This window comes from Streptomyces sp. NPDC057617, from assembly GCF_042800555.1.
In the GTDB taxonomy this organism is placed as follows: domain Bacteria; phylum Actinomycetota; class Actinomycetes; order Streptomycetales; family Streptomycetaceae; genus Streptomyces.
Genome location: NZ_JBHVGV010000006.1, coordinates 13775 through 37035 on the forward strand (window position 1 = coordinate 13775; position 23261 = coordinate 37035).

Here is a 23261-nt window from a genome sequence, read left to right on the forward strand (position 1 = left end):
GGTGAATCCGCCGGCCCCGTCATCCACGACCACGGGTCGGTGCTCGGCACCCTCGGGCTCTTCACCGTGCTGCTCGGCGCGGCGCTCCCTCTGATCGACTTCTTCATCGTCAATGTAGCCCTGCCGACGATCGACCACGATCTGGCCGCGGGGCCCGCCCTCCTCGAACTGGTCGTCGCCGGGTACGGCCTCGCGTACGCCGTGCTGCTGGTGCTGGGCGGGCGGCTCGGGGACATGTTCGGGCGGCGCAGACTCTTCCTGGCCGGGATGGCGGCGTTCGGCCTCACCTCGCTCGCCTGCGGTGTCGCGCCCGACGCCTGGACGCTGGTCGGGGCCCGGGTCGCGCAGGGAGCGGCGGCCGCGCTGATGCTTCCGCAGGTGCTGGCCACCATCCACTCCGCGACCGCCGGGCAGCGCCGCGCGAAGGCGGTGAGTCTGTACGGTGCCACCGCCGGGCTGGCGATGGTGGCGGGCCAGATCCTGGGCGGCGTCCTGGTCGCGGCGGATATCGCGGGCAGCGGATGGCGCGCGATCTTCCTGGTGAATGTGCCGGTGGCGCTGCTGGGTCTGGTCCTGGCGGTGCGTTCGGTGCCCGAGACGCGATCCCAGAAGCCCGCGCCGATCGACATACCGGGGACGGTGCTGCTGGCCGCCGCGCTGATGACCCTGCTGGCGCCGCTCACCGAGGGCCGCGCGGCCGGCTGGCCCGTCTGGACCTGGGTCTCCCTCGCGGCCTTCCCGCTCGTCTCGTACGCCTTCCTCCGCGTCGAGAAGCGGGCCGACCGGCAGGGCCGGATCCCGCTCGTACCGCCGAGCCTGCTCGCGCTGGTGACGCTCCGGCGCGGTCTTGCGCTGCTTCTGCCGTTCTCGATCGGCTTCGGCGGCTTCATGTTCGTGATCGCTATCGCGCTCCAACAGGGCCTCGGCATGGGCGCGGTGACGGCCGGACTCGCACTGGCGCCGATGGCGGTGGCGTTCTTCGCCGCCTCACTGGCCGGGCCCCGGCTGGTACGGCGGTACGGCAGCCTGGTGGTGACGGCGGGCGCGGTGTCACAGTTGGCCGGTGTCGCCCTGCTGGTGCTCGCCGTCCGGCACGACTGGCCATCCGTCAGCCTGCTGGATCTGGCGCCGGGAGTCACACTGGCCGGTCTCGGTCAGGGGCTCCAACTGCCGGTGATGATCCGGATCATGCTCTCCGACATCCCGTCGGAGCGGGCCGGAGTGGGCAGCGGCGTCATGGTCACCACCCAGCAGTCCGCGCTGGCGCTGGGGGTCGCGACGCTCGGCTCGCTCTTCCTCTCGCTGGCCGCGGCGACGGGGATGCGGGACGCGCTGGTGATCACGTTGCTGGCACAGTTCGGGCTGGTTGTCCTGACCGGGCTGCTGAGTCTGCGGCTGCCGCGCTCGATCGGCTGAGAGCGTCCCGTACCGCCCCAGGCCCTGTCACGGCGTTGGGCCCGGACCACCTCGGGGTGGTGGTCCGGACCCAACGTGTGTGTACGACGGGTCGGTTCAGCGCCGGTCAGTTCTGCGCGGCGGATCCTTCGCCGGCCTGCGCACCGTCCTGGCTGCTCTGCCCGGTCTGCTCATCCTCGCTCTGTGCCTGGCCGCCGGCGCGCTCACGCATCTTGCGCAGCAGCTCCGCCTTCTGGTCGGCGGCGGCCTTGCGGTCGGCATTGCGTGCGGGGCCATTGCCCTGCTGGTCGGCGCGGGACAGCTTCTTGCGTTGTCCGCCCACGCCGAGAAGGTTGTTGCGGCTCTTTGCCACGGGGTTCTCCCGAAGTGATGAGAAGTGATCTGCGGATTCGTCGGTGGGGGGCAGGCCGTGGCCGCCGCGCTCTCACTCGTAGATCTGGAAGAACATGCCCGAGACGCTACCACCGGGCGCGACCGGGACGTAACGCATTTTTGGCGAGCATCAGCCATGACGGCTGACAGAAATTGAAATCTGTCAGCCGACATGCCATAGTCGTGAGTGTCACTCCCCGCTGGGCCGTCTCTCTGGAGGAACCCCTCATGACTTCCGTCTCCGGTACTCCCGCCGCCCCCGGCCTCCCCGCCCGCCGCCTCGGCGCCACCGGCCCCCGCACAGCCGCCCTCGGCCTCGGCTGCATGGGCATGTCCGCGATGTACGGGGAAGCGGACCGCGCCGAATCCATCGCCACCATCCACGCCGCCCTGGACGCGGGCGTCACCCTGCTCGACACGGGCGATTTCTACGGAGTGGGCCACAATGAGCTGCTGATCGGCGAAGCGCTGCGCACCGCCCCCGCCGCCGCGCGCGAACAGGCCCTGGTCAGCGTCAAGTTCGGCGCCCTGCGCGATCCGGACGGCGGCTGGGGCGGCCATGACGGCCGCCCGGCGGCCGTGAAGAACTTCGCGGCGTACTCATTGCAGCGTCTCGGCACCGACCATATCGACATCTACCGGATCGCCAGGATCGACCCCGATGTCCCGATCGAGGAGACGGTCGGCGCCATCGCCGAGCTGGTCCGGGCCGGCCATGTCCGCCATATCGGCCTCTCCGAGGCGGGCGCCGCGACCATCCGCCGCGCGGCGGCCACCGCCCCCATCGCCGATCTCCAGATCGAGTACTCACTGATCTCGCGCTCCATCGAGGCCGAGATTCTGCCCACGCTCCGCGAGCTGGGCATCGGCATCACGGCGTACGGAGTGCTCTCGCGCGGCCTGATCAGCGGCCACTTCACCCGTGACCGGGCGCTGGGGCCCGGCGACTTCCGTTCGACGAGCCCGCGCTTCCAGGGGGAGAACCTCGCGCACAATCTCGGGCTTGTGGAGTCCCTGCGGAAGATCGCCGAGCAGAAAGGCGTCACCGTCGCCCAGATCGCCATCGCATGGGTGCTCTCGCGGGGCGAGGACATCGTGCCGCTGGTCGGCGCGCGCCGCAGGGACCGGCTGGCCGAGGCCCTGGGCGCCGTCGAGGTCACGCTCGACGCCGAGGACCTGGCCGCGATCGAGCGCGCGGTGCCGCCGGGCGCCGCGGCGGGCGACCGCTATGCGCCCGCCCAGATGTCCCACCTCGACAGTGAGCGCTGAGGTAGCGGCCGTCGGTGTCGGCCGCGAAGGCTCCCGGTCCCGTCGCCGGGCCTGACAGGTAATGTCATCTGTCGCGTCCCGTCGTACGAGCCTCTCGCCGTACCGGTCATGAAAGGTCGGATCCCATGGCCCCCGAGACCCTGACCGCCGAGCGCATCCTCGAAGCCACCGAGGAGGTGCTGCGCCGCTACGGCCCGGCGAAGGCCACGGTCGTCGATGTGGCCCGGGCGCTGGGCGTCAGCCATGGCAGTGTCTACCGCCACTTCCGTACGAAGGCGGCGCTGCGCGAGGCGGTCACCATGCGCTGGCTGACCCGTACGGAGCTGGCCCTGGCCCGGATCACCGACGCCGCGCGGCAGGAGAAGGCCGGGACAGGAGCCGTGGAGGAGGGGGAGCCGGGTCCCAAGCCGGAGCCGAAGCCGGGGCCGGAGAAGCTGCGCGACTGGCTGGCGACGCTGTTCGACACCAAGCGCCACAAGGCGGGGGACGATCCCGAGCTGTTCGCGACCTTCTCGGTGCTCATCGACGAGAGCAGCGGGGTGGTCGACGCCCATATAACCGAGCTGACCCGGCAGCTCACCCGGATCGTCGAAGAGGGCGTGCGGGCGGGCGAGTTCGCCGCGGACGACCCGGCGAGCACGGCGGGCGCGGTCTTCGCGGCCACCGCGCGCTTCCATGACCCGGCGTATGCCCCGGAGTGGCAGAAGCCCACCATCGACGCCGAGTTCACGGCCGTCTGCGATCTGGTGCTGCGCGGACTGCGGCCGTGAGCAGGTCTTGAAGCGGGCAGGCCCCGAGCGGCGGGCCCTGAGCCCCGGCCCGAGCCGGTCCCAGGGCCCGCGGGCCCGCTCTTACGGCCGGCCGGACAGGGTTTAGGGCGTGTTTCGGAAGTAGCGTCGTCCGCCCGCAGGGCGGGCCTCGCGGTGTCCGGTGCGTGCAATCGCAAGGCGGAGGATCGCCCGTGTACTGGACGTACTCGGGCGACTCCGACAACGCAGCGAGTGTGCGTGCCGGGCGTCGCGGGGCAGACGGGACTTCCGAAACACGCCCTAGCCGCCGGCCGGGTCCACCGTGGCCTGGTGGGCCTCGGTGAGATGTTCCTGGGCCTTCAGCCAGGGCAGGAACTGGGCGTTCTTGTGCCAGCCGCAGGTGTCGCAGACCAACGACCGCTGCACACCCGCCTTCTGGACGTGTACGACATGCTCACGCCCATGCTGATCCCATCTGCTGACCTTGCTGGTGGTCGGGGACGGCATCCGTGCCTCCTGTTGACGCGTGCGCCCAGTGTGCAACGAAGCCCCCGGTTCCGTGGCGGAACCGGGGGCTTCGAGCCACGACCGTGACCCGTCAGCAGCCGACGAGCCGGCCGCCGAGGTAGCTCTGGATCTGGTCCAGCGAGACCCGCTCCTGCTTCATCGTGTCGCGCTCGCGCACGGTCACCGCGTTGTCGTCGAGGGTGTCGAAGTCGACGGTCACACAGAACGGGGTGCCGATCTCGTCCTGGCGCCGGTAGCGGCGGCCGATGGCGCCCGCGTCGTCGAAGTCGATGTTCCAGTTGCGCCGCAGGTCCTCGGCGAGGCCCTTGGCCTTGGGCGAGAGCTGCGGGTTGCGGGAGAGCGGCAGCACGGCCACCTTGACCGGCGCGAGGCGCGGGTCGAGCCGCATCACGGTGCGCTTCTCCAGCACGCCCTTGGCGTTGGGCGCCTCGTCCTCGTTGTACGCGTCGAGGAGGAAGGCGAGCATCGCGCGGCCGACACCGGCGGCCGGCTCGATCACATACGGAGTCCAGCGCTCGCTGGCCTCCTGGTCGAAGTACACCAGGTCGTGACCGGACGCCTTGGAGTGCGCGGTGAGGTCGTAGTCGGTGCGGTTGGCGACGCCCTCCAGCTCGCCCCACTCGCTGCCGCCGAACTGGAAGCGGTACTCGATGTCGGCGGTGCGCTTGGAGTAGTGGGAGAGCTTCTCCTTGGGGTGCTCGTACCAGCGCATGTTCTCCTCACGGAGACCCAGGTCGCGGTACCAGTTCCAGCGCTGCTCCATCCAGTATTCCTGCCACTGCTCGTCCTCGCCCGGCTTGACGAAGAACTCCATCTCCATCTGCTCGAACTCACGCGTGCGGAAGATGAAGTTGCCCGGAGTGATCTCGTTCCGGAAGGACTTGCCCATCTGCGCGATACCGAACGGCGGCTTCTTGCGCGAAGTCTGCTGGACCTGGGCGAAGTTGGTGAAAATGCCCTGCGCGGTCTCGGGCCGGAGGTAGGCGACCGAACCAGTGTCCTGGGTGGGGCCGAGGTGGGTGGCGAGCAGGCCGGAGAACTGCTTGGGCTCGGTGAAGGTGCCCTTGTTGCCGCAGTTGGGGCAGTTCAGGTCGGCGAGGCCATTCGCGGGGGCCTTGCCGTGCTTCTCCTCGTACGCCTCTTCCAGATGGTCCGCGCGGAACCGCTTGTGACAGGAGGTGCACTCGGTCAGCGGGTCGGTGAAGGTCGCCACATGCCCCGACGCCTCCCAGACCTCGGTGGCCAGGATCACCGACGAGTCGATACCGACGACGTCCTCGCGCGAGGTGACCATGTAGCGCCACCACTGACGCTTGATGTTCTCCTTCAGCTCGACTCCGAGCGGCCCGTAGTCCCAGGCGGCGCGCTGTCCACCGTAGATCTCACTGGACGGGTAGACGAAGCCACGGCGCTTGCTCAGGTTGACGATGGTGTCGATCTTGTCGGCGGCCACGGTGCTCTCTTCATTACGACGACGAACGCGAATGCTTCAGATTAGCGGCGGTCGCACCCCTTCGATCAAATCGGTGCGGGACAAGAGACATACCCATCCCTTGTTGACAATCGTTTCCAGTTTTGTTGAAAATGACTGTCATGAACGTACGACGCCTGATACCCACCGCCACCCTCGCCGGAGCGGTCTCGCTCGGCCTGGTGGCGCTGTCCGCCTGCTCCTCCTCCGACGCCGCCGACCGGACGAGCGGTGACAAGCTCGCGGTCACCGCGTCGTTCTACCCCATGCAGTTCCTGGCTCAGCAGATCGGCGGCGATCATGTCTCCGTCACCACCCTCACCAAGCCGGGTGTGGAGCCGCACGATCTTGAACTCAAGCCCCGGCAGACCGCCGAGCTGGGCGAAGCGGACGTCATTCTGTATCTCAAGGGTATCCAGCCCGCCGTGGACAAGGCCATCGCCCAGTCCGGCGTGGGGACCGTCGTCGACGCGGCCGCCCTCACCACTCTGGAGAAGCACGGCACCGAGGTCGGGCACGCGCACGGCGGCGACGATCACGCCGGTGAGGAGCACGGGGGCGAAGGGGAGGCCACCACGGACGGCAACGACCCGCACATCTGGCTCGACCCGGTGAGATACGCCGAGGTCGCCAAGGGCGTCGGCGCGGCCCTGGAGAAGGCCGACCCGGACAACTCCGCCGACTACCGGAAGAACACGGACACGCTGGTCGGCCGGCTCGGCGGCCTGGACACCGCGTTCAAGCAGGGCCTCACGGACACCGCCACCAAGACCTTCATCACCACCCACGCCGCCTTCGGCTATCTCGCCGAGCGCTACGGCCTGGAGCAGGAGGCGATCGCCGGTATCGACCCCGAGGCCGAGCCCAGCCCCGCCCGGGTCAGGGAACTGGAGACCATCGCGAAGCAGGACAAGGTCACCACCGTATTCTTCGAGACACTCGCCAGCGACAAGACCGCCAGGACCATCGCCGCGGACTCAGGACTGAAGACCGATGTCCTGGACCCGCTGGAGGGAATTACGGACAAGTCCAAGGGCGATGACTACATCGAGGTCATGCAGTCCAACCTCGCCGCGCTGCGGAAGGCACTCGGCGCGAAGTGAACCGGCCGACGGCAGCAACGGAGGCGCCGCACATGGCGACCATGGAGAGCGACGAACAGGCCCGTGAGGCGCGAGCGCCGGAGACCGCGCCGCCGTCCGCCCCCGCCGACCCCCGGCCCCGCCCCCCGGAGCCTGCCGGCACCGAGGACCGGCCTCCCACTCCCGGCCCCCGGAACGCTCCGGAGCCGGCCGGGACCACAGCCGCCGCGGACGGAGAACCTGTCGTTGCTCAGCGCCTCGCGCCGGTCGTCTCCGTCCGCGGTGCCATCGCCGTCCTCGGCTCGCGCACCGTGCTGCGCGGCGTCGACCTCACCGTGCGCCGTGGTGAGGTCGTCGCCCTGCTGGGCGCCAACGGCTCCGGCAAGTCCACCGCCGTCCGCGCCATGATCGGCCAGGTCCCGCTCACCGGCGGTGAGATCTCGCTCTTCGAGACCCCGCTGCGCCGCTTCCGCGACTGGTCGCGGGTCGGTTACGTACCGCAGCGCACCACCGCCGCCAGCGGAGTGCCCGCCACCGTCCGCGAGGTCGTCTCCTCCGGCCGGCTCTCGCGCACCAGGCTCGGCCGCCCCTCCAAGGCCGACAAGGCGGCCGTCCAGCGGGCCATCGATCTGGTCGGTCTCACCGACCGCGCCAAGGACTCCGTGGGCGCGCTCTCCGGCGGCCAGCACCAGCGCGTCCTGATAGCCAGGGCGCTCGCCGCCGAACCGGAGCTGCTGCTCATGGACGAGCCGATGGCGGGCGTCGACCTGGCCAGCCAGGAGATCCTCGCCGCGACCCTGCGCGAACAGGTCGCCGCCGGTACGACCGTCCTCCTCGTCCTCCATGAGCTGGGCCCGCTGGAGCCGCTGATCGACCGCGCGGTGGTGCTCCGCGACGGCTGTGTCACCCATGACGGGCCGCCGCCCCGCGCCCTCGGCCAGCACGCCCTGCCCGGCCACGACCATGTCCACCCCCACGCGGCCGGCGAGCCGCTCCGTACAGGACTGCTGACCTGACCATGGACATCCTTGAGACCGCGTTCATGCAGCGCGCGCTGATCGCGGCCGTACTGGTCGGGATCACCGCCCCCGCCGTCGGCATCTATCTCGTCCAGCGGCGCCAGGCGCTGATGGGCGACGGCATCGGCCATGTCGCCATGACCGGGGTCGGACTGGGCTTCCTGCTCTCCGCCAGCCCGGTGTGGATGGCGACGCTGGTCTCGGTCGCCGGGGCCGTCACCATGGAGCTGATCAGGGCGTACGGACGGACGCGCGGCGACATCGCGCTGGCCATGCTCTTCTACGGCGGGATGGCGGGCGGTGTCCTGCTGATCAATCTCGCGCCCAACGGCTCGAACGCCAACCTCAGTTCGTATCTCTTCGGCTCGCTCTCCACGGTCTCGCCCTCCGACGTGACCGCGATCTCGCTGCTCGCCGCGTTCGTCGTGCTGGTCACGGTGGGGCTGCGGCGGCAGCTCTTCGCGGTCAGCCAGGACGAGGAGTTCGCCCGGGTCACCGGGCTGCCGGTCCGGGCGCTGAACCTGCTGATCGCGGTCACGGCCGCGGTGACCGTCACCGTCGCCATGCGGGTGGTGGGGCTGCTGCTGGTCAGCGCGCTGATGGTGGTGCCGGTGGCGGCGGCCCAGCAGATCACCCGGTCGTTCGTGGTCACGTTCGTGCTCGCGGTGGTGATCGGTACGGCGGTGACGCTCGCCGGTACGGTCACCTCGTACTACCAGGACGTACCGCCCGGCGCGACGATCGTGCTGATGGCGATCGGGGTCTTCGTGGTCCTGACGGTCCTGGCCTCTCCCCTGGCAAGACGGCGGGCCAGGGCGCTGCGGACCGCGGAGGCGGCCGAGGAGACCGCCGCCGGGGCGGTGACCGCGCCCGTACCCGGTGTGACGGGCGCCCAGGCCGTACCGGGCGTGCCCGCCGCCCGTCGGCCCACGGACGACCTCACGGTCTGACCGCGAGCCGGTGGCGAACTGGCAGAATGGCCCGAGGGAAGCGGGCAATGCCCGGTTGATACGGGCAGAGGCAAGGAGGCACCTGTGACGACTGCGCCCAGCGGTGGATCAAGTGCGGCCCCCGTGCGCGGCCGATCGACCCGCCAGCGTGCCGCGGTGGCGGCGGCGCTCGACGAGGTGGATGAGTTCCGCAGCGCGCAGGAGCTCCACGACATGCTCAAGCACCGCGGTGACTCGGTGGGTCTGACCACGGTCTACCGCACGCTCCAGTCCCTCGCCGACGCGGGCGAGGTCGATGTGCTGCGGACCAACGACGGCGAGTCCGTCTACCGCCGCTGCTCGACCGGCGACCACCACCACCATCTCGTCTGCCGGGTCTGCGGGAAGGCCGTCGAGGTGGAAGGGCCCGCGGTGGAGCAGTGGGCCGAGACGATCGCCGCGCAGCACGGCTATGTGAGCGTGGCGCACACGGTGGAGATCTTCGGCACCTGCGCGGAGTGCGCGCAGTGCACGGGCCGGGCCGCCAAGAACTGAGTCCGATCACTCCTAGGTGCCGGACGGGCGCACAGCGCGCCCGTCCGGCACCTGGTTCTACGGGCCGTCCGGCGCCCGGAAACCCTCTCAGCCCTGCGAAACCGCGGCCTCCGCCGCCTCCTGCGCATCCGCTGCCGCCCTCGCGTCGGCCTCCGCCTGCTCCTCGTTGGGCAGTGCGCCGCCGAAGCGCCGGTCCCTGGAGGCGTATTCGAGACAGGCCCGCCACAGATCCCTGCGGTCGAAGTCCGGCCACAGTACGTCCTGGAAGACCATCTCCGCGTAACTGCTCTGCCAGATCAGATAGTTGGAGGTGCGCTGCTCCCCGCTGGGACGCAGGAAGAGATCCACGTCCGGCATGTCGGGGTAGTAGAGGTACTTCGCGAAGGTCTTCTCGTTGACCTTCGCCGGGTCGAGCTTCCCGGCCGCCACATCCGCCGCGAGCGCTTGCGCCGCGTCCGCGATCTCCGCGCGCCCGCCGTAGTTGACGCAGAAGTAGAGCGTCATGGCGTCGTTGTCCTTGGTCTGCTCCTGCGCGACCTGGAGTTCCTGGACGACCGACTTCCACATCTTGGGCATCCGGCCGACCCAGCGGATACGGATGCCCAGTTCGTCCATCTCGTCCCGGCGGCGGCGGATGACATCGCGGTTGAAGTTCATCAGGAAACGCACCTCGTCGGGTGTGCGCTTCCAGTTCTCGGTGGAGAAGGCGTACAGCGAGAGGTTCTTGACGCCCATCTCCAGACAGCCCTTGAGCACATCGAGGACGACTCCCTCGCCGACCTTGTGGCCCTCGGTGCGCGGCAGACCGCGCTCCTTGGCCCAGCGGCCGTTCCCGTCCATCACGCACGCCACATGCCGCGGCACCAGTTCGGCCGGGATCTTCGGCGGCCGGGCGCCGGAGGGGTGCGGTTCGGGCGTCTTGTACTCGCGGCGGGAACGTCCCAGGATTCCGCGTCGTGCCATGCGCTCTCGTCTCCCAAGTTTCGCTGTCGCTGTGCAGCCGTGCGGCTGTGTCTGTGCGTACGTGTCGGCCCTGGCGCGTACGTACCGGTGCTGGCGCCGCGTACGCCCCGTATCAGTTCTTCTCCACGTATCTGAGCGAGCGCAGACCGCGCTCCAGGTGCCAGTGCAGATAGGCGGACACCAGCCCGCTGCCCTCCCTGACGTACCGCGCCTCGCACGCGTCGGCCGTCTCCCAGTCGCCGGTCAGCAGCGCGCTCAGCAGTCCTACGGCCTCACCCGAGGGTACGACGCTGCCGGGCACCCGGCAGTCGGCGCAGACGACCCCGCCCGCGGCCACCGAGAAGAAGCGGTTGGGGCCGTGGAGCCCGCATTTCGCGCAGTCGTCGAAGCTCGGCGCGTAGCCGTTGACCGCGAGCGAGCGCAGCAGGAAGGCGTCCAGGACGAGATGGGGCGCGTGCTCGCCACGGGCGAGGGTGCGCAGCCCGCCGACGAGCAGCAGATACTGCTGGACGGCCGGCTCGCCCTCGTGGTCGGTGAAGCGCTCGGCGGTCTCCAGCATGGCCGTCCCCGCGGTGTAGCGGGCGTAGTCGGTGACGATGGTGCCACCGTACGGAGCGATGGTCTCGCTCTGTGTGCACAGCGGCAGACCGCGGCCGACGAGATCGCTGCCGCGCGCGAAGAACTGCACGTCGACATGGGAGAAAGGTTCCAGCCGGGCGCCGAACTTGGATTTCGTACGGCGCACTCCGCGGGCGACGGCACGGACCCGCCCGTGGCCGCGGGTCAGAAGCGTGATGATGCGGTCGGCCTCACCGAGCTTCTGGGTGCGCAGCACGACGCCGTCGTCCCGGAACAGACTCATGGCGCCCATTCTCCCGCACGCACACGGGCGTCCCACACGCGCACCGGGCCCCGGAGCCGTCGGCCCTCTGGGGAAGGCTCAGGAAGGCGTGCCCGAGGCCGCCAGGAGCAGTCTCTCCGTGTCGTCCGAGCACAGCAGCAGCGCGCCGCCGACGATGCTCAGCACCTCGCGCTCCGCCGCGCTGTACGGCCCGTCCGCCACCGCGATCCTGGCGCCCTGGAGCACGATCGACTCCCGGCCCGCCGGGGCGAGATGCGGCGCCAGCGGCTCCAGCGCCTCGTGCAGCTCGATCGCGAGCGCCGCGCCGCACGGTCCCGGGTCCGTGATGAACCGCCCGGTGTCGGCGGCGAGCGCCTCCACCAGATCGGTCAGCCGGTCCTCTGTGCAGTCCTCGAATCCGGCCGAGCGGACCGCGTGCACCGCGGTCTCCCTGACCGTACGGGAGGACACCCCGCCGGCCGCGAGCACGGCCAGCGCCACGGTGTGCACGGCGTCGCGCAGCATCGCGGAGAAGCGGAGCGTGGTGGGATGGTCGAGGACATCCGTACCGAAGTGGGCGTGGCAGGCGGCGCATTCGACCACGGGCCCGGCCAGTCCGCGCGCCAGCAGCGGAACACCCAGCACGGTGAACCGGCGACGGCCGGTCCGGCGGCGGTAGTTGCGGTCGCCGCCGCAGTCGGGACAGAAGAACTCCCCGTCCCCTACGGTGTTCCAGGACGTACGAATGCCGCAGATGCGCACTTTTCGGCCGCTTGATCCCTGAGCTGGCAGCACGTCGCGCACCTCCGTAACGCTCCGGCAACATTGCCGCGTTGACGTGATGTTAGCCACACCACCCGGGCCCCGTCAGCACCGCGGCGGGAGATCGCCACGACATGGCTGAACCCCGCCCACCGCGACGGGTGGACGGGGCCGGTAAACGCCCAGGTGAACGCCTGGATCAGCGGAAATCAGCCGTCGGCGGAGCCGGACCGGCGGGTCGCGCGGTTGACCGCGGAGATGACCGCCTTGAGTGAAGCGCGGGTGGTGTTCGCGTCGATCCCGATGCCCCAGAGCACCTTTCCGTCGATCGCGCACTCGATGTACGAGGCGGCCTGCGCGCTCGCGCCCTCGCTCATCGTGTGCTCCTGGTAGTCCAGCAGCCGGGCGTCCACCCCGACGAAGGCCAGGGCCTCGAAGAACGCGGAGATGGGACCGTTCCCGGTGCCGGTGAGCACCGTCTCCGTACCGTCCACGACGGCCTGTACGGTCAGCGTGTCCCGGCCGTCCGTGCCGGTCGTGCTCTGCCCCGAGCGGAGCTGGATCCGGCCCCAGGCGTTGTCCGGGTTGGGCAGGTACTCGTCCTGGAAGACGGACCAGATCTGGCCGGGGGTGACCTCGCCGCCCTCGGCATCCGTCTTGGCCTGGATGATGCGGGAGAACTCGATCTGCATCCGGCGCGGCAGGTCCAGCTTGTGGTCGTTCTTCAGGACGTAGGCGATACCGCCCTTGCCGGACTGCGAGTTGACACGGATGACCGCCTCGTAGGAGCGCCCCACGTCCTTCGGATCGATCGGCAGATACGGCACCGCCCACTCGGTCTCCCCGACCGGGACGCCCCGCGCGGCGGCGTCGGCCTCCCGGGCGTCGAAGCCCTTCTTGATGGCGTCCTGGTGGGAGCCGGAGAAGGCGGTGTAGACCAGATCGCCCGCGTAGGGGTGGCGCGGATGGATCTCCATCTGGTTGCAGTACTCACTGGTCCTGCGGATCTCGTCGATCTGCGAGAAGTCGATCTGCGGATCCACCCCCTGCGAGAACAGGTTCATGCCCAGCGTCACCAGATCGACATTCCCGGTGCGCTCACCCTGCCCGAACAGACACCCCTCGACCCGGTCCGCACCCGCCATCAGCGCCAGCTCCGCCGCGGCGACGGCCGTACCCCGGTCGTTGTGCGGGTGCACCGAGAGACAGACAACCTCGCGGCGGGACAGATTCCGCGACATCCACTCGAAACGGTCGGCATGCGTGGACGGCGTCGAACGCTCCACCGTGGCCGGCAGATTGAGAATGATCTCGCGGCCGGCCTCCGGCTGCCAGACATCCATCACGCCCTCACAGACCTCCAGAGCGAAATCCAGCTCCGTGTCGGTGAAGATCTCCGGACTGTACTGATAGCCGAAAGTGGTCTCCGGACCCAGGATCTTGTCCGCGTACTCCATCACCAGCCGCGTACCGTCCACCGCGATCTGCTTCACCTGCTCCCTCGTCCCCCGGAAGACCACACGCCGGAAGGTCGGGGCGGTCGCGTTGTACAGGTGGACGGTCGCACGGTGGGCACCGCGCAGCGACTCGACCGTCCGCTCGATCAGCTCCTCACGCGCCTGCGTCAGGACGGAGATCGTCACGTCCTCGGGGACCGCACCCTCCTCGATGACCGACCGTACGAAGGCGAAATCGGTCTCCCCGGACGACGGGAAACCCACCTCGATCTCCTTGTAACCCATACGCACCAGCAGATCGAACATCTCCCGCTTACGCGTGGGCGACATGGGATCGATCAGCGCCTGGTTGCCGTCACGCAGATCCGTGGACAGCCAGCGCGGGGCGACGGTGATGCGATGGTCCGGCCAGGTGCGGTCGGGGATGTCGACGGCCTCGTACGGGCCGTACTTGTGGATCGGCATCCCGGACGGACGCTGGGCGTGGGTCGCGTTGGTGACGGGCGTCGGACGACCGACAGAAGGGTCGGACATGGCGCGATCGGACATGGCGTAGGGCTCCTCGTGAGTCCGCTGGGACGGCCGACGGGGCGCGATCACCGCAACGCCAGACTCCGCGGGGAGGGGGTCGGCCTACGACTACAGGCCCTCGCCGCGGCAGCTAAGGAGAAGCAGCCCGAAACGCATGATGCAGGCGAGCATATCCGAGGCGGGCCGGGCACGGCGGGTCGTATCAGCATGCGGGACCCGCGCGTGAGGGGCCCGCGCGGCCGGGATCCCGGGACGCGGCCGAGTTCCCGGAATGCCGAGAGATCACTCCATTTCAGCAACATTGGTCGCAATGGGTGACATTGTGATGACGGAGTGCCACATTGCCTGTATGAACGCCTTCACGCACGCCGACACCGCCACCGCGGGTGGCCCCGGTCCCGTCTTCTGCACCATCGTGCCGCCGCACGTCCTCGACAAGCTCGCGCAGGCCGACGATCCCGTCATCTCCGGGCCCGCCCGCCGCACGCTGGAGGCCGACTCCTCCCAGCGCACCCGGCGCCGGCTGACCGCGTTCCGCGCCGCGGGGCCGCCGAGCGGCGCCGAGGCGACGGGCAAGCCGGACCGCACCGTCCACGACTGCGGCAACGGCACCGCCCTGCCGGGCAGGAAGGTCCGCGCGGAGGGCGACGAGCCGGGCAGGGACGCCACGGTCAACCGCGCGTACGCCGGACTCGGCGCCACCTTCGAGCTGCTGCTCAAGGCGTACGGACGCGATTCGCTGGACGGCGCGGGGCTGCCGCTGGTCGCGAGCGTCCACTACGACCGGGAGTACGCGAACGCGTTCTGGGACGGCGAGCAGATGGTGTTCGGCGACGGGGACGGGGAGATCTTCCTCGACTTCACGATCCCGGTCGATGTGATCGGCCATGAGCTGGCCCATGGCGTCACGCAGTACACGGCCAATCTGACCTACTACGGGCAGCCGGGCGCCCTGAACGAGTCCATGTCGGACGTCATCGGCTCGCTGGTCAAGCAGTACACCCTGGACCAGACCGCCGACCAGGCCGACTGGCTGATCGGCCAGGGGCTGCTCGCCCCACGGGTCACCGGGGTCGCGCTGCGCTCCATGAAGGCGCCTGGGACGGCGTACGACGACGATGTCCTCGGCAAGGACCCGCAGCCGGCCACGATGGACGACTACGTACGGACGAACCAGGACAACGGCGGGGTGCACATCAACTCCGGCATCCCCAACCACGCGTTCTATCTGCTCGCCGACCGGCTGGGCGGCAAGGCGTGGGAGCGCGCGGGACGGATCTGGTTCGACGTGCTGACCGGCGGGGAGCTGGCGGGGGACGCGGACTTCGCGGACTTCGCCCGGCTGACCGTGTCGGCGGCGCGGTCCCGCTTCGGGGACGGGGCGGAGCACGAGGCCGTGGTCAAGGCCTGGTCCCAGGTCGGCGTCCCCACGACATGACGACATGACCCGGGAGCGGCGCCTACCGCCCGCGCCCGCCGGCCACTAGACAGGACCCATGCGTATCGAAGTGCGTCGTACGGGCGGTTTCGCGGGCATCGAACGCCGGGCCGAGGTGGACACCTCACACCTCCCGGACGCCCCGGCCTGGCAGTCCCTCGCTGAACAGGCCCTGTCGGACGCCTCAGCGGACCCCGCCGACCTCGGGGTCCCGGACGGCTTCCACTACTGGATCACCATCGACAGCCGAACGATCCACTGCACCGACCACCACCTCACCGATTCCCAGCGCACCCTGATCTCCAGAGTCCTCAAGGAAGGAGCCTGAATGGAGAAAATCACCATCACGCTGCCCGAAGAGCTGATCTCCGCCTGCCCTGAGCCTTAAGTCGCTCAGAAGCCCAGTTTGCGGAGCTGTTTGGGGTCGCGCTGCCAGTCCTTGGCGACCTTGACGTGAAGGTCGAGGAAGACCGGGGTGCCCAGCAAGGCCTCGATGTGTTTGCGGGACTTGGTGCCGACTTCCTTGAGGCGCTTGCCCTTCGGGCCGATGATGATGCCCTTCTGGCTGGGGCGTTCGATATAGACGTTCGCGTGGATATCGAGAAGCGGTCTGTCCGCCGGGCGGTCCTCGCGGGGGAGCATCTCCTCGACCACCACCGCGATGGAGTGCGGCAGTTCGTCCCGTACGCCTTCGAGCGCCGCCTCGCGAATCAGTTCCGCCACCATGACCTGCTCGGGCTCGTCCGTGAGATCGCCCTCCGGGTAGAGCGGGGGGCTCTCCGGGAGCAGGGGGACCAGCAGGTCCGCCAGCAGCCCGACCTGGCGGTCGCCGACAGCCGAGACCGGGACGATCTCCGCCCACTCCAGGTCGAGTTCCTGCCCGAGCCGGTCGATCGCGAGGAGCTGCTCGGCGAGTGTCTTGGAGTCGACCAGGTCCGTCTTGGTGACCACGGCGACCTTGGGCGTCTTCTTGATCGCGGCCAGTTCCTTGGCGATGAACCGGTCACCGGGGCCGAGCTTCTGGTCCGCGGGCAGACAGAAGCCGATCACATCGACCTCGGCCCAGGTCGTCCGTACGACATCGTTGAGCCGCTCACCGAGCAGGGTGCGCGGTTTGTGGAGGCCCGGGGTGTCGACGAGGATGAGCTGCGCCTCGGGCCGGTGCACGATGCCGCGGACCGTGTGCCGGGTCGTCTGCGGCCGGTTCGAGGTGATGGCCACCTTCTGGCCGACCAGAGCGTTCGTGAGGGTGGACTTGCCCGCGTTGGGGCGGCCGACGAAGCAGGCGAAGCCGGCCCGGTGGGGGGCTTCGGCCGTCTCGGGAGAGGGGGTACGAGCGCTCATGGCGCCCATTCTCCCCGATCGTTCACCCCCCGCCGACCAGATCGCCTCGGGCCGTCGCGTACGGCCTGCCCCGGCGCCCTGGTACGGGCCCGCCGGGAGGCCGCCGGCTCAGGCGGTCCCGCCCGCTTCGACAGTCGTCCGGAGGGTGCCGTCGGGGGCCGCCACCAGCAGCGGGGTGGCCGGTCCGCCCAGGTCGCGCACGGCCGCGCGGTCCTCGTCCGTCGCCGTCTCCGCTTCCGTGACGACCGCCGCCGCCTCCAGTGAGGTGGCACCGCTGGCGACGGCCATCGCGACCGCGGTCCGCAGCGCGCTGAGTCTGAGGGAGGCCAGCTCCACGGTCCCGGCGACATACGTACGCCCGGTCTCGTCCCGTACCGCCGCGCCCTCCGGTACGCCGTTACGGGCGCGGGCGCTGCGGGCCAGGGTGATGATCTTGCGGTCCTCGGGGCCGAGGCCGGTGCCGGGGTCGGTGCTCTCAGTCATGTGCCGAGCATAGGCAGCACGCCCGGCGGCCCCGCGACCGCCCTGAGACCGCCGGCGCTGAGACCCGCGCCTTCTCGTACACCCCACCGGCCGCCCCGTACCCCCACACCTCAGGGCCGGTCGAGCCGCAGCCGCTCCGCCTTCGGCAGACCGGCCACCACCAGGTCGTACGAGTCCTCGACCAGTTCCCGCACCATCCGCGCGGGCAGGCCGCCGACCGTCACGGTGTTCCAGTGCCGCTTGTTGAGATGCCAGCCGGGCACGATCGCCGGATGGGCCTCGCGGAGCCGGACCGCCTCCTCCGGATCGCACTTGAGGGCGATCTTCAGTGGCCGTTCCTCCAACGAGCAGAACGCGAAGATCCGGCCGCCGACCCGGAAGACCGTGAGGCCGGGGCTGCGCGGGAACGGCACATCGCTGGACGTCCCGTTCAGCCCCAGACACCACTCCGCCAGTTCCTCCGCGGTCATGGCGTCGTCCGGAGCCATGACGTCCTCGGATGCCCCCGCGTCCTCGGGCGCCACCACGCCCTCCCACGTCACGAAGCCTGGGCCTCCTCGCGCACCGGCTCGACCAGGACCGTGACGATCTTGTTGCGGCGGCCCGCCGGTGACTCCGCCGTCAGCCGCAGCCCGCGCCCGTCGGGCAGTTCGACCCTGGCGCTGGCCCCCGCGATCGGCACCCGGCCCAGCGCCTTCGCCAGCAGCCCGCCGACCGTCTCCACATCCTCGTCGTCGTACTCGTCGAGCCCGAACAGCTCCCCGAGGTCGCCGATGTCGAGCCGCGCGGTGACCCGGTACGAGCCGTCGCCGATCTCCTCGACCGGCGGCAGCTCACGGTCGTACTCGTCGGTGATCTCGCCGACGATCTCCTCCAGGATGTCCTCGATGGTGACGATCCCGGCCGTGCCGCCGTACTCGTCGATGACGACCGCGACATGGCTGCGCTCCTGCTGCATCTCGCGCAGCAGATCGCCCGCGTTCTTGGTGTCGGGGACGAAGGCGGCGGGGCGTATCGCCGTGGACACCAGGTCGTTCTCGGAGTCCCGGTTGATATGGGTCTTTCTGACCAGGTCCTTCAGATAGACGATGCCGACGATGTCGTCCTCGTTCTCACCGGTCACCGGGATCCGCGAGAAGCCGGAGCGCAGCGCCAGGGTCAGCGCCTGCCGGATCGTCTTGTAGCGCTCGATCGAGACCAGGTCCGTACGCGGCACCATCACTTCCCGTACGAGCGTGTCGCCCAGCTCGAAGACGGAGTGCACCATTCTGCGCTCGTCGTCCTCGATCAGGGACTCCTGCTCGGCGAGGTCGACCATGGCCCGCAGCTCGGCCTCGCTCGCGAACGGCCCCTTGCGGAAGCCCTTGCCGGGGGTGAGGGCATTGCCGAGGAGGATCAGCAACTGCGGAATCGGCCCCATGATCCTGGCCAGCGGCAGCAGGACGTACGCCGAGGCCGTGGCCGTATTGAGCGGATGCTGCCGGCCGATGGTCCGCGGCGAGACTCCCACCGCGACATACGAGACCAGGACCATCACCCCGATCGCGACCACCAGCGCGGCCCAGGTCTCCTCGAACTCCTTGATGCAGACATAGGTGACCAGCACTCCGGCCGCCATCTCGCAGGCGACCCGGACCAGCAGGGCCACATTCAGATAGCGCGTCGGATCGGCGGCGACCTGCTCCAGCCTGGCCGCCCCGCGCCGCCCGGACCGTACGGCCTCGGCCGCCCGGAAGCTGGAGACCCGGGCGATCCCGGCCTCCGCCGAGGCCGCCAGCCAGGCCACGACGACCAGGGCGACCGCTCCGACGATCAGTTGCGCGGTCACGAGACCGTGGGCGCGGGGGACGGTCCCGTGAGCCCTTGTTCGGATCGCCAGCCGTCGATGATCGCCGCCTGGAGTCCGAACATCTCGGCCTTCTCGTCCGGCACTTCATGGTCGTACCCCAGCAGATGCAGCACTCCATGGACGGTGAGGAGCTGGAGCTCCTCGTCCATGGTGTGCTGCGTCGGGGCTTCCTCGCCCTGTTTCCTGGCCACTTCGGGGCAGAGGACGATGTCACCGAGGAGCCCCTGCGGGGGCTCCTCGTCGTCCTTCACCGGCGGACGCAGCTCGTCCATCGGGAAGGACATGACATCCGTGGGGCCGGGCAGATCCATCCACTGCATATGGAGCTGCTCGATGGCCGCCTCGTCCACCACGATCACCGACAGCTCGGAGAGCGGGTGGATACGCATCCGGGTGAGCGCGTAGCGGGCGACGTCGAGAATCGCCTGCTCGTCGACCTCGGTGCCTGACTCGTTGTTGACGTCGATCGACATGGTGCGCTCTTGCTCTACTTCCCGTTCCGGCCGTCGTTGCGGCTGTCGTACTGCTCGTACGCGTCGACGATACGGCCGACGAGCTTGTGCCGTACGACATCCTGCGAGGTGAGACGGGAGAAGTGGACGTCGTCGACGCCTTCCAGGATCTCCTGGACCTGGCGCAGACCGCTCTTCGTGCCGCCCGGGAGGTCGACCTGGGTGATGTCTCCGGTGATGACTATCTTCGATTCGAACCCGAGCCGGGTGAGGAACATCTTCATCTGCTCGGGGCTGGTGTTCTGGGCCTCGTCGAGAATGATGAACGCGTCGTTGAGCGTCCGGCCGCGCATGTACGCCAGCGGCGCGACCTCGATCGTGCCCGCCGCCATGAGCCGCGGGATCGAGTCAGGGTCGAGCATGTCGTGCAGCGCGTCGTAGAGCGGGCGCAGATACGGGTCGATCTTCTCGTAGAGCGTGCCGGGCAGGAAGCCGAGCCGCTCACCGGCCTCGACTGCGGGCCTGGTCAGGATGATCCGGGTGACCTGCTTGGCCTGGAGGGCCTGGACCGCCTTGGCCATGGCGAGATAGGTCTTGCCCGTGCCCGCGGGGCCGATACCGAAGACGATCGTGTGCCGGTCGATCGCGTCGACGTACCGCTTCTGGTTGAGGGTCTTGGGGCGGATCGTCCGGCCCCGGCTGGACAGGATGTTCTGCGTGAGTACTTCGGCGGGGGTCTCGGGACCGTCCGCGCCGCCGTTCTCGCTCGCCCTGAGCATGGCGATGGAACGTTCCACTGCGTCCTCCGTCATCGGCTGACCGGTGCGGAGCACCAGCATCATCTCGTCGAGCAGGCGCTGGACGAGCGCGACATCCGCCGCGCTGCCGCTCGCACTGATCTTGTTGCCCCGTACGTGGATGTCCGCCGCCGGGAACGCGTTCTCGATCACACGCAGCAGGGAATCCCCTGAGCCCAGGACCGTCACCATCGGATGGCTGGCGGGGACGGTGAAGTGGGCACGTGCCTGCCCCTCTGCGGGGGTCCGGGCTGTAGGTGTCTGAGTCATGGGCCGGCTCTGTGGCCTGCGCATACCTCCCGTTGCAAGGTTCTCGCCGCTCGACAACCTCTGGGCTACCAGCCTACGGCTCCGCACTGACAACGCCCTAGGGCTTTTACCTGCGCCGTACCGGGAACCTTGCGGCGGTCCGGTCGCGGCTCTCAGCCCGAGCGGCCGAAGCCGATGGTCGGTACGGCCCTGCGCAGCGGCCACGGCCTGCTCGGCGCGGGCAGCAGCTCCTCCAGGAAGGCATAGCGCCGCAGCGCCGCCGGGTCCTGGTCCGAGCAGGTCCGTACGTACTGCCACCAGGCCGCGACCTCCGACCAGCCGGGCGCGGAGAGCGAGCCGCCGAACTCCTGGACCGAGAGCGCGGCGGTCAGCCCGGCGAAGGCCAGCCGGTCCGCGAGCGGCCAGCCGGCGAGCGTCCCGGTGACATAGCCGGCCACGAAGACATCGCCGGCGCCCGTCGGGTCCAGGGCCTCCACCGCGATGGCGGGCACCTCGGCGGTCTCGCCGCTCGCGCCGTCCACCGCGTACGCGCCCTCCGAGCCCAGCGTGACGACGGCGACCGGCACCCGCTCGGCGAGCACCCGGGCGGCGGCCCTGGGGCAGTCGGTACGGGTGTAGCGCATCGCCTCCTCCGCGTTGGGCAGGAAGGCCTCGCAGTGCTCCAGGTCGGCCAGCCCCGCGAGATCCCAGCGGCCGGAGTCGTCCCAGCCGACATCGGCGAAGATCCGGGCCCCGTGGCGGACGGCGCGGGCGATCCACTCGTCGCGGCGGCCGGGGGTGAGCGCGGCGACGGCGGCGCGGGCGCGGGGCGGGCACTCGGGCAGGGCGCCCTCGGGCGGCGGGGCCTCGTGGCCGTGCGACACCATGGTCCGCTCACCCTCGTACGCCATGGAGACGGTGACGGGCGAGTGCCAGCCGGGGACGGTGCGGGAGCGGGACAGGTCGATGCCCTCGCCCTGCTCCAGCGCGTCCCAGCAGTACTCGCCGTAGTGGTCGTCGCCGAAGGCCGCCGCGAGCGAGGTGTGCAGACCGAGCCGGGCCAGCGCGGTGGCCATGTTGGCGATGCCGCCGGGGCTGGATCCCATGCCGCGCGCCCAGGACTCCGTACCGCGTACGGGCGCGCTGTCCAGGCCGGTGAAGATGATGTCGAGGAAGACCGTACCCGTGAGGTAGACGTCGCAGTCCGGGTCGTCCGGGGCGCGTACCGCGCCCAGCGGATCGACATGGGCGTCGACATGGACGGTGTGTTCGATTTCTCCGTTGGGTGTGATCACGGCGGGCTCCCGGTCGCGTGCGGATCCGGACAGTCTGCCCGATCCCCGGGGCCTCGGCGGACGCTCAGGATCTTCCCAGGCGCCTTGTTCGCGCCAACTGCCCGCCCTGTCATATGCCATGTCGTATTCAGCCGGAGCGTTTGGGCAGCGGTACGCGTACGAGATCGGCCGCGACGGTCAGTTCCCCGTCGAACCCGGCCGCCCGCGCCTGCCGTTCGAACTCCTCGGGATCGGGGTAGCGCTGCGAGAAGTGCGTCAGTACGAGATGCCGTACGCCGGCCTCGTGCGCCGCCCGTCCGGCCTGGCCGGCCGTGAGATGACCGTGTTCGGTCGCCAGCCGCTCGTCCTCGTCCAGGAATGTCGACTCGATGACCAGAAGATCGCATCCCTCGGCCAGGGTGCGCACCCCCGGGCAGAGCCGGGTGTCCATGACGAACGCGAAGCGCTGGCCCCTCCGGATCTCGCTGACCTCGTCGAGGGTGACCCCGTTCAGCGCGCCCTCGCGCTGGAGACGGCCCACATCGGGGCCCCCGATCCCGTGCTCGGCCAGCAGCGCCGGGATCATCCGCCGCCCGTCGGGCTCGGTGAGCCGGTAACCGTACGACTCGACGGGGTGCGAGAGCCGGTACGCCTCCAGCGTGTACGAGGGGGTCCGCGCGAGCACGCCGTCACCGGTGACCGGCGCCTCGGTCAGCGGGACGGACTCGCGGTAGGCCGTCGCGTACCGCAGCCGCTCGAAGAAGTGCTGCCCGCTCGCCGGGTAGTGCGCGGTGACCTGGTGCGGCACCTGGTCGAGATTGATGCGCTGGACGACCCCGGCCAGGCCGAGCGAGTGGTCGCCGTGGAAGTGCGTGACACAGATGCGGTTGATGTCGTGCGCGGCGACCCCGGCGCGCAGCATCTGGCGCTGGGTGCCCTCGCCCGGGTCGAAGAGCAGGCCCTCGCCGTCCCAGCGCAGCAGATAGCCGTTGTGGTTGCGGTGGCGGGTGGGCACCTGGCTGGCCGTGCCGAGCACCACCAGTTCGCGTACGGACAAGACGCCTACCCGGGGGGCCAGTTGAAGCCGCGCCCGCCCAGCACATGGGCGTGAGCGTGGAAGACCGTCTGTCCGGCGCCCGCGCCGGTGTTGAAGACGATCCGGTAGCCGCTGCCGTCGGTCCTGTCGTCGACGGCGACCGCGGCGGCCTCGCGCAGTATGTCGGCGGCGACGGCGGGCTCGGCGGTGGCGAGGGTGCCCGCGTCCGGGTAGTGCACCCGGGGGATGACCAGCACATGGGTCGGGGCCTGCGGATTGATGTCACGGAAGGCGACGGTGGTCTCCGTCTCCCGGACGACGGTGGCCGGCACCTCCCCCGAGACGATCTTGCAGAACAGGCAGTCGGCCTGTGGTTCTCCGGCCATGATCCGGGC

The 23261-nt window shown here is 69.9% G+C and carries 25 protein-coding genes; 9 read left to right on the plus strand and 16 right to left on the minus strand.

Annotated elements, in window-relative coordinates:
* Positions 1-21 precede the first annotated feature (21 nt).
* Positions 22-1416, plus strand: a complete 1395-nt coding sequence (locus ACFU9P_RS16450) for an MFS transporter (protein ID WP_384081827.1) — start codon at positions 22-24, stop codon at positions 1414-1416.
* 106 nt (positions 1417-1522) lie between these two features.
* Here ACFU9P_RS16450 and ACFU9P_RS16455 read toward each other — a convergent pair whose 3' ends face one another.
* Positions 1523-1768 carry a DUF6243 family protein gene (locus tag ACFU9P_RS16455; protein ID WP_376384812.1) on the minus strand — a complete coding sequence of 82 codons (246 nt, stop codon included), beginning with the start codon at positions 1766-1768 and terminating at the stop codon, positions 1523-1525.
* A gap of 248 nt (positions 1769-2016) precedes the next feature.
* Here ACFU9P_RS16455 and ACFU9P_RS16460 point away from each other — a divergent pair, with 248 nt between their 5' ends.
* A complete protein-coding gene (locus ACFU9P_RS16460) occupies positions 2017-3057 on the plus strand; it encodes an aldo/keto reductase (protein ID WP_384081071.1) in 1041 nt (346 codons plus the stop codon).
* A gap of 125 nt (positions 3058-3182) precedes the next feature.
* Positions 3183-3827, plus strand: coding sequence for a TetR/AcrR family transcriptional regulator (locus ACFU9P_RS16465; protein WP_384081074.1), 645 nt, complete (start codon positions 3183-3185; stop codon positions 3825-3827).
* A gap of 279 nt (positions 3828-4106) precedes the next feature.
* Here ACFU9P_RS16465 and ACFU9P_RS16470 read toward each other — a convergent pair whose 3' ends face one another.
* Positions 4107-4313 carry a hypothetical protein gene (locus tag ACFU9P_RS16470; protein ID WP_376384803.1) on the minus strand — a complete coding sequence of 69 codons (207 nt, stop codon included), beginning with the start codon at positions 4311-4313 and terminating at the stop codon, positions 4107-4109.
* A gap of 91 nt (positions 4314-4404) precedes the next feature.
* The gene (locus ACFU9P_RS16475; RefSeq protein ID WP_376384800.1) at positions 4405-5787 is read right to left on the minus strand and encodes a glycine--tRNA ligase; all 1383 of its coding nucleotides are present in this window, start codon (positions 5785-5787) and stop codon (positions 4405-4407) included.
* A gap of 140 nt (positions 5788-5927) precedes the next feature.
* Here ACFU9P_RS16475 and ACFU9P_RS16480 point away from each other — a divergent pair, with 140 nt between their 5' ends.
* The 4 genes from ACFU9P_RS16480 to ACFU9P_RS16495 all read left to right on the plus strand — a co-directional run bounded on the left by ACFU9P_RS16480 (position 5928) and on the right by ACFU9P_RS16495 (position 9390).
* Positions 5928-6908, plus strand: a complete 981-nt coding sequence (locus ACFU9P_RS16480) for a metal ABC transporter substrate-binding protein (protein ID WP_384081078.1) — start codon at positions 5928-5930, stop codon at positions 6906-6908.
* 32 nt (positions 6909-6940) lie between these two features.
* Positions 6941-7903 carry a metal ABC transporter ATP-binding protein gene (locus ACFU9P_RS16485; protein WP_384081081.1) on the plus strand — a complete coding sequence of 321 codons (963 nt, stop codon included), beginning with the start codon at positions 6941-6943 and terminating at the stop codon, positions 7901-7903.
* 2 nt (positions 7904-7905) lie between these two features.
* Positions 7906-8856, plus strand: a complete 951-nt coding sequence (locus tag ACFU9P_RS16490) for a metal ABC transporter permease (protein WP_384081084.1) — start codon at positions 7906-7908, stop codon at positions 8854-8856.
* 84 nt (positions 8857-8940) lie between these two features.
* Positions 8941-9390 (plus strand): Fur family transcriptional regulator, encoded by a 450-nt coding sequence (locus tag ACFU9P_RS16495; protein WP_376384789.1) that lies wholly within the window; start codon positions 8941-8943, stop codon positions 9388-9390.
* Between the two features lie 87 nt (positions 9391-9477).
* On the opposite strand, the gene ACFU9P_RS16500 is transcribed toward ACFU9P_RS16495, so the two are convergent.
* The 4 genes from ACFU9P_RS16500 to leuA all read right to left on the minus strand — a co-directional run bounded on the left by ACFU9P_RS16500 (position 9478) and on the right by leuA (position 13947).
* Positions 9478-10353: an isoprenyl transferase gene (locus ACFU9P_RS16500; RefSeq protein WP_384081087.1), complete on the minus strand. Its 876-nt coding sequence runs from the start codon at positions 10351-10353 to the stop codon at positions 9478-9480.
* A 112-nt stretch (positions 10354-10465) separates the two neighbouring features.
* A complete protein-coding gene (recO, locus tag ACFU9P_RS16505) occupies positions 10466-11215 on the minus strand; it encodes a DNA repair protein RecO (RefSeq protein WP_384081090.1) in 750 nt (249 codons plus the stop codon).
* A gap of 78 nt (positions 11216-11293) precedes the next feature.
* Positions 11294-11989, minus strand: a complete 696-nt coding sequence (locus tag ACFU9P_RS16510; RefSeq protein ID WP_384081093.1) for a TerB family tellurite resistance protein — start codon at positions 11987-11989, stop codon at positions 11294-11296.
* Positions 11990-12165: 176 nt separating this feature from the next.
* Complete coding sequence (gene leuA / locus ACFU9P_RS16515; RefSeq protein ID WP_384081096.1) at positions 12166-13947, minus strand: 2-isopropylmalate synthase; 1782 nt, start codon at positions 13945-13947, stop codon at positions 12166-12168.
* A 346-nt stretch (positions 13948-14293) separates the two neighbouring features.
* Between leuA and ACFU9P_RS16520 the strand changes: the two genes are divergently transcribed.
* Positions 14294-15382: a M4 family metallopeptidase gene (locus ACFU9P_RS16520; RefSeq protein WP_384081099.1), complete on the plus strand. Its 1089-nt coding sequence runs from the start codon at positions 14294-14296 to the stop codon at positions 15380-15382.
* A 58-nt stretch (positions 15383-15440) separates the two neighbouring features.
* Positions 15441-15710, plus strand: coding sequence for a protealysin inhibitor emfourin (locus tag ACFU9P_RS16525; RefSeq protein ID WP_384081102.1), 270 nt, complete (start codon positions 15441-15443; stop codon positions 15708-15710).
* Between the two features lie 65 nt (positions 15711-15775).
* Here the strand turns inward: ACFU9P_RS16525 and era are convergent, their stop codons facing one another.
* From era to ACFU9P_RS16570, 9 genes are all read right to left on the minus strand, one after another.
* Positions 15776-16735: a GTPase Era gene (era, locus tag ACFU9P_RS16530; protein ID WP_376384768.1), complete on the minus strand. Its 960-nt coding sequence runs from the start codon at positions 16733-16735 to the stop codon at positions 15776-15778.
* Between the two features lie 99 nt (positions 16736-16834).
* Positions 16835-17209 (minus strand): cytidine deaminase, encoded by a 375-nt coding sequence (locus tag ACFU9P_RS16535; RefSeq protein WP_046506127.1) that lies wholly within the window; start codon positions 17207-17209, stop codon positions 16835-16837.
* A 110-nt stretch (positions 17210-17319) separates the two neighbouring features.
* A complete protein-coding gene (locus ACFU9P_RS16540; protein WP_376384843.1) occupies positions 17320-17679 on the minus strand; it encodes an MmcQ/YjbR family DNA-binding protein in 360 nt (119 codons plus the stop codon).
* A gap of 68 nt (positions 17680-17747) precedes the next feature.
* Positions 17748-19037, minus strand: coding sequence for a hemolysin family protein (locus tag ACFU9P_RS16545; RefSeq protein WP_376384763.1), 1290 nt, complete (start codon positions 19035-19037; stop codon positions 17748-17750).
* Positions 19034-19531 carry an rRNA maturation RNase YbeY gene (gene ybeY, locus ACFU9P_RS16550; protein WP_376384760.1) on the minus strand — a complete coding sequence of 166 codons (498 nt, stop codon included), beginning with the start codon at positions 19529-19531 and terminating at the stop codon, positions 19034-19036. Before ybeY ends, ACFU9P_RS16545 begins: the two co-directional genes overlap by 4 nt.
* Before the next feature lie 14 nt (positions 19532-19545).
* Positions 19546-20577, minus strand: a complete 1032-nt coding sequence (locus ACFU9P_RS16555; RefSeq protein ID WP_376384758.1) for a PhoH family protein — start codon at positions 20575-20577, stop codon at positions 19546-19548.
* A gap of 152 nt (positions 20578-20729) precedes the next feature.
* Positions 20730-21851 (minus strand): carbohydrate kinase family protein, encoded by a 1122-nt coding sequence (locus tag ACFU9P_RS16560; protein WP_376384755.1) that lies wholly within the window; start codon positions 21849-21851, stop codon positions 20730-20732.
* Between the two features lie 127 nt (positions 21852-21978).
* A complete protein-coding gene (locus tag ACFU9P_RS16565; protein ID WP_384081108.1) occupies positions 21979-22887 on the minus strand; it encodes a ribonuclease Z in 909 nt (302 codons plus the stop codon).
* 5 nt (positions 22888-22892) lie between these two features.
* On the minus strand, positions 22893-23252 hold the full coding sequence (locus ACFU9P_RS16570; protein ID WP_376384750.1) for a histidine triad nucleotide-binding protein: 360 nt from the start codon (positions 23250-23252) through the stop codon (positions 22893-22895).
* Positions 23253-23261: the final 9 nt, after the last annotated feature.

Coding starts and splice junctions, on each gene's coding strand:
- ACFU9P_RS16460 (WP_384081071.1), top strand. CDS start 2,017: ATGACTTCCGTCTCCGGTACTCCCGCCGCCCCCGGCCTCCCCGCCCGC.
- ACFU9P_RS16465 (WP_384081074.1), top strand. CDS start 3,183: ATGGCCCCCGAGACCCTGACCGCCGAGCGCATCCTCGAAGCCACCGAG.
- ACFU9P_RS16470 (WP_376384803.1), bottom strand. CDS start 4,313: ATGCCGTCCCCGACCACCAGCAAGGTCAGCAGATGGGATCAGCATGGG.
- ACFU9P_RS16480 (WP_384081078.1), top strand. CDS start 5,928: ATGAACGTACGACGCCTGATACCCACCGCCACCCTCGCCGGAGCGGTC.
- ACFU9P_RS16485 (WP_384081081.1), top strand. CDS start 6,941: ATGGCGACCATGGAGAGCGACGAACAGGCCCGTGAGGCGCGAGCGCCG.
- ACFU9P_RS16490 (WP_384081084.1), top strand. CDS start 7,906: ATGGACATCCTTGAGACCGCGTTCATGCAGCGCGCGCTGATCGCGGCC.
- ACFU9P_RS16500 (WP_384081087.1), bottom strand. CDS start 10,353: ATGGCACGACGCGGAATCCTGGGACGTTCCCGCCGCGAGTACAAGACG.
- recO (WP_384081090.1), bottom strand. CDS start 11,215: ATGAGTCTGTTCCGGGACGACGGCGTCGTGCTGCGCACCCAGAAGCTC.
- leuA (WP_384081096.1), bottom strand. CDS start 13,947: ATGTCCGACCCTTCTGTCGGTCGTCCGACGCCCGTCACCAACGCGACC.
- ACFU9P_RS16520 (WP_384081099.1), top strand. CDS start 14,294: ATGAACGCCTTCACGCACGCCGACACCGCCACCGCGGGTGGCCCCGGT.
- ACFU9P_RS16525 (WP_384081102.1), top strand. CDS start 15,441: ATGCGTATCGAAGTGCGTCGTACGGGCGGTTTCGCGGGCATCGAACGC.
- era (WP_376384768.1), bottom strand. CDS start 16,735: ATGGGCGCCATGAGCGCTCGTACCCCCTCTCCCGAGACGGCCGAAGCC.
- ACFU9P_RS16535 (WP_046506127.1), bottom strand. CDS start 17,209: ATGACTGAGAGCACCGACCCCGGCACCGGCCTCGGCCCCGAGGACCGC.
- ACFU9P_RS16540 (WP_376384843.1), bottom strand. CDS start 17,679: ATGACCGCGGAGGAACTGGCGGAGTGGTGTCTGGGGCTGAACGGGACG.
- ybeY (WP_376384760.1), bottom strand. CDS start 19,531: ATGTCGATCGACGTCAACAACGAGTCAGGCACCGAGGTCGACGAGCAG.
- ACFU9P_RS16555 (WP_376384758.1), bottom strand. CDS start 20,577: ATGACTCAGACACCTACAGCCCGGACCCCCGCAGAGGGGCAGGCACGT.
- ACFU9P_RS16570 (WP_376384750.1), bottom strand. CDS start 23,252: ATGGCCGGAGAACCACAGGCCGACTGCCTGTTCTGCAAGATCGTCTCG.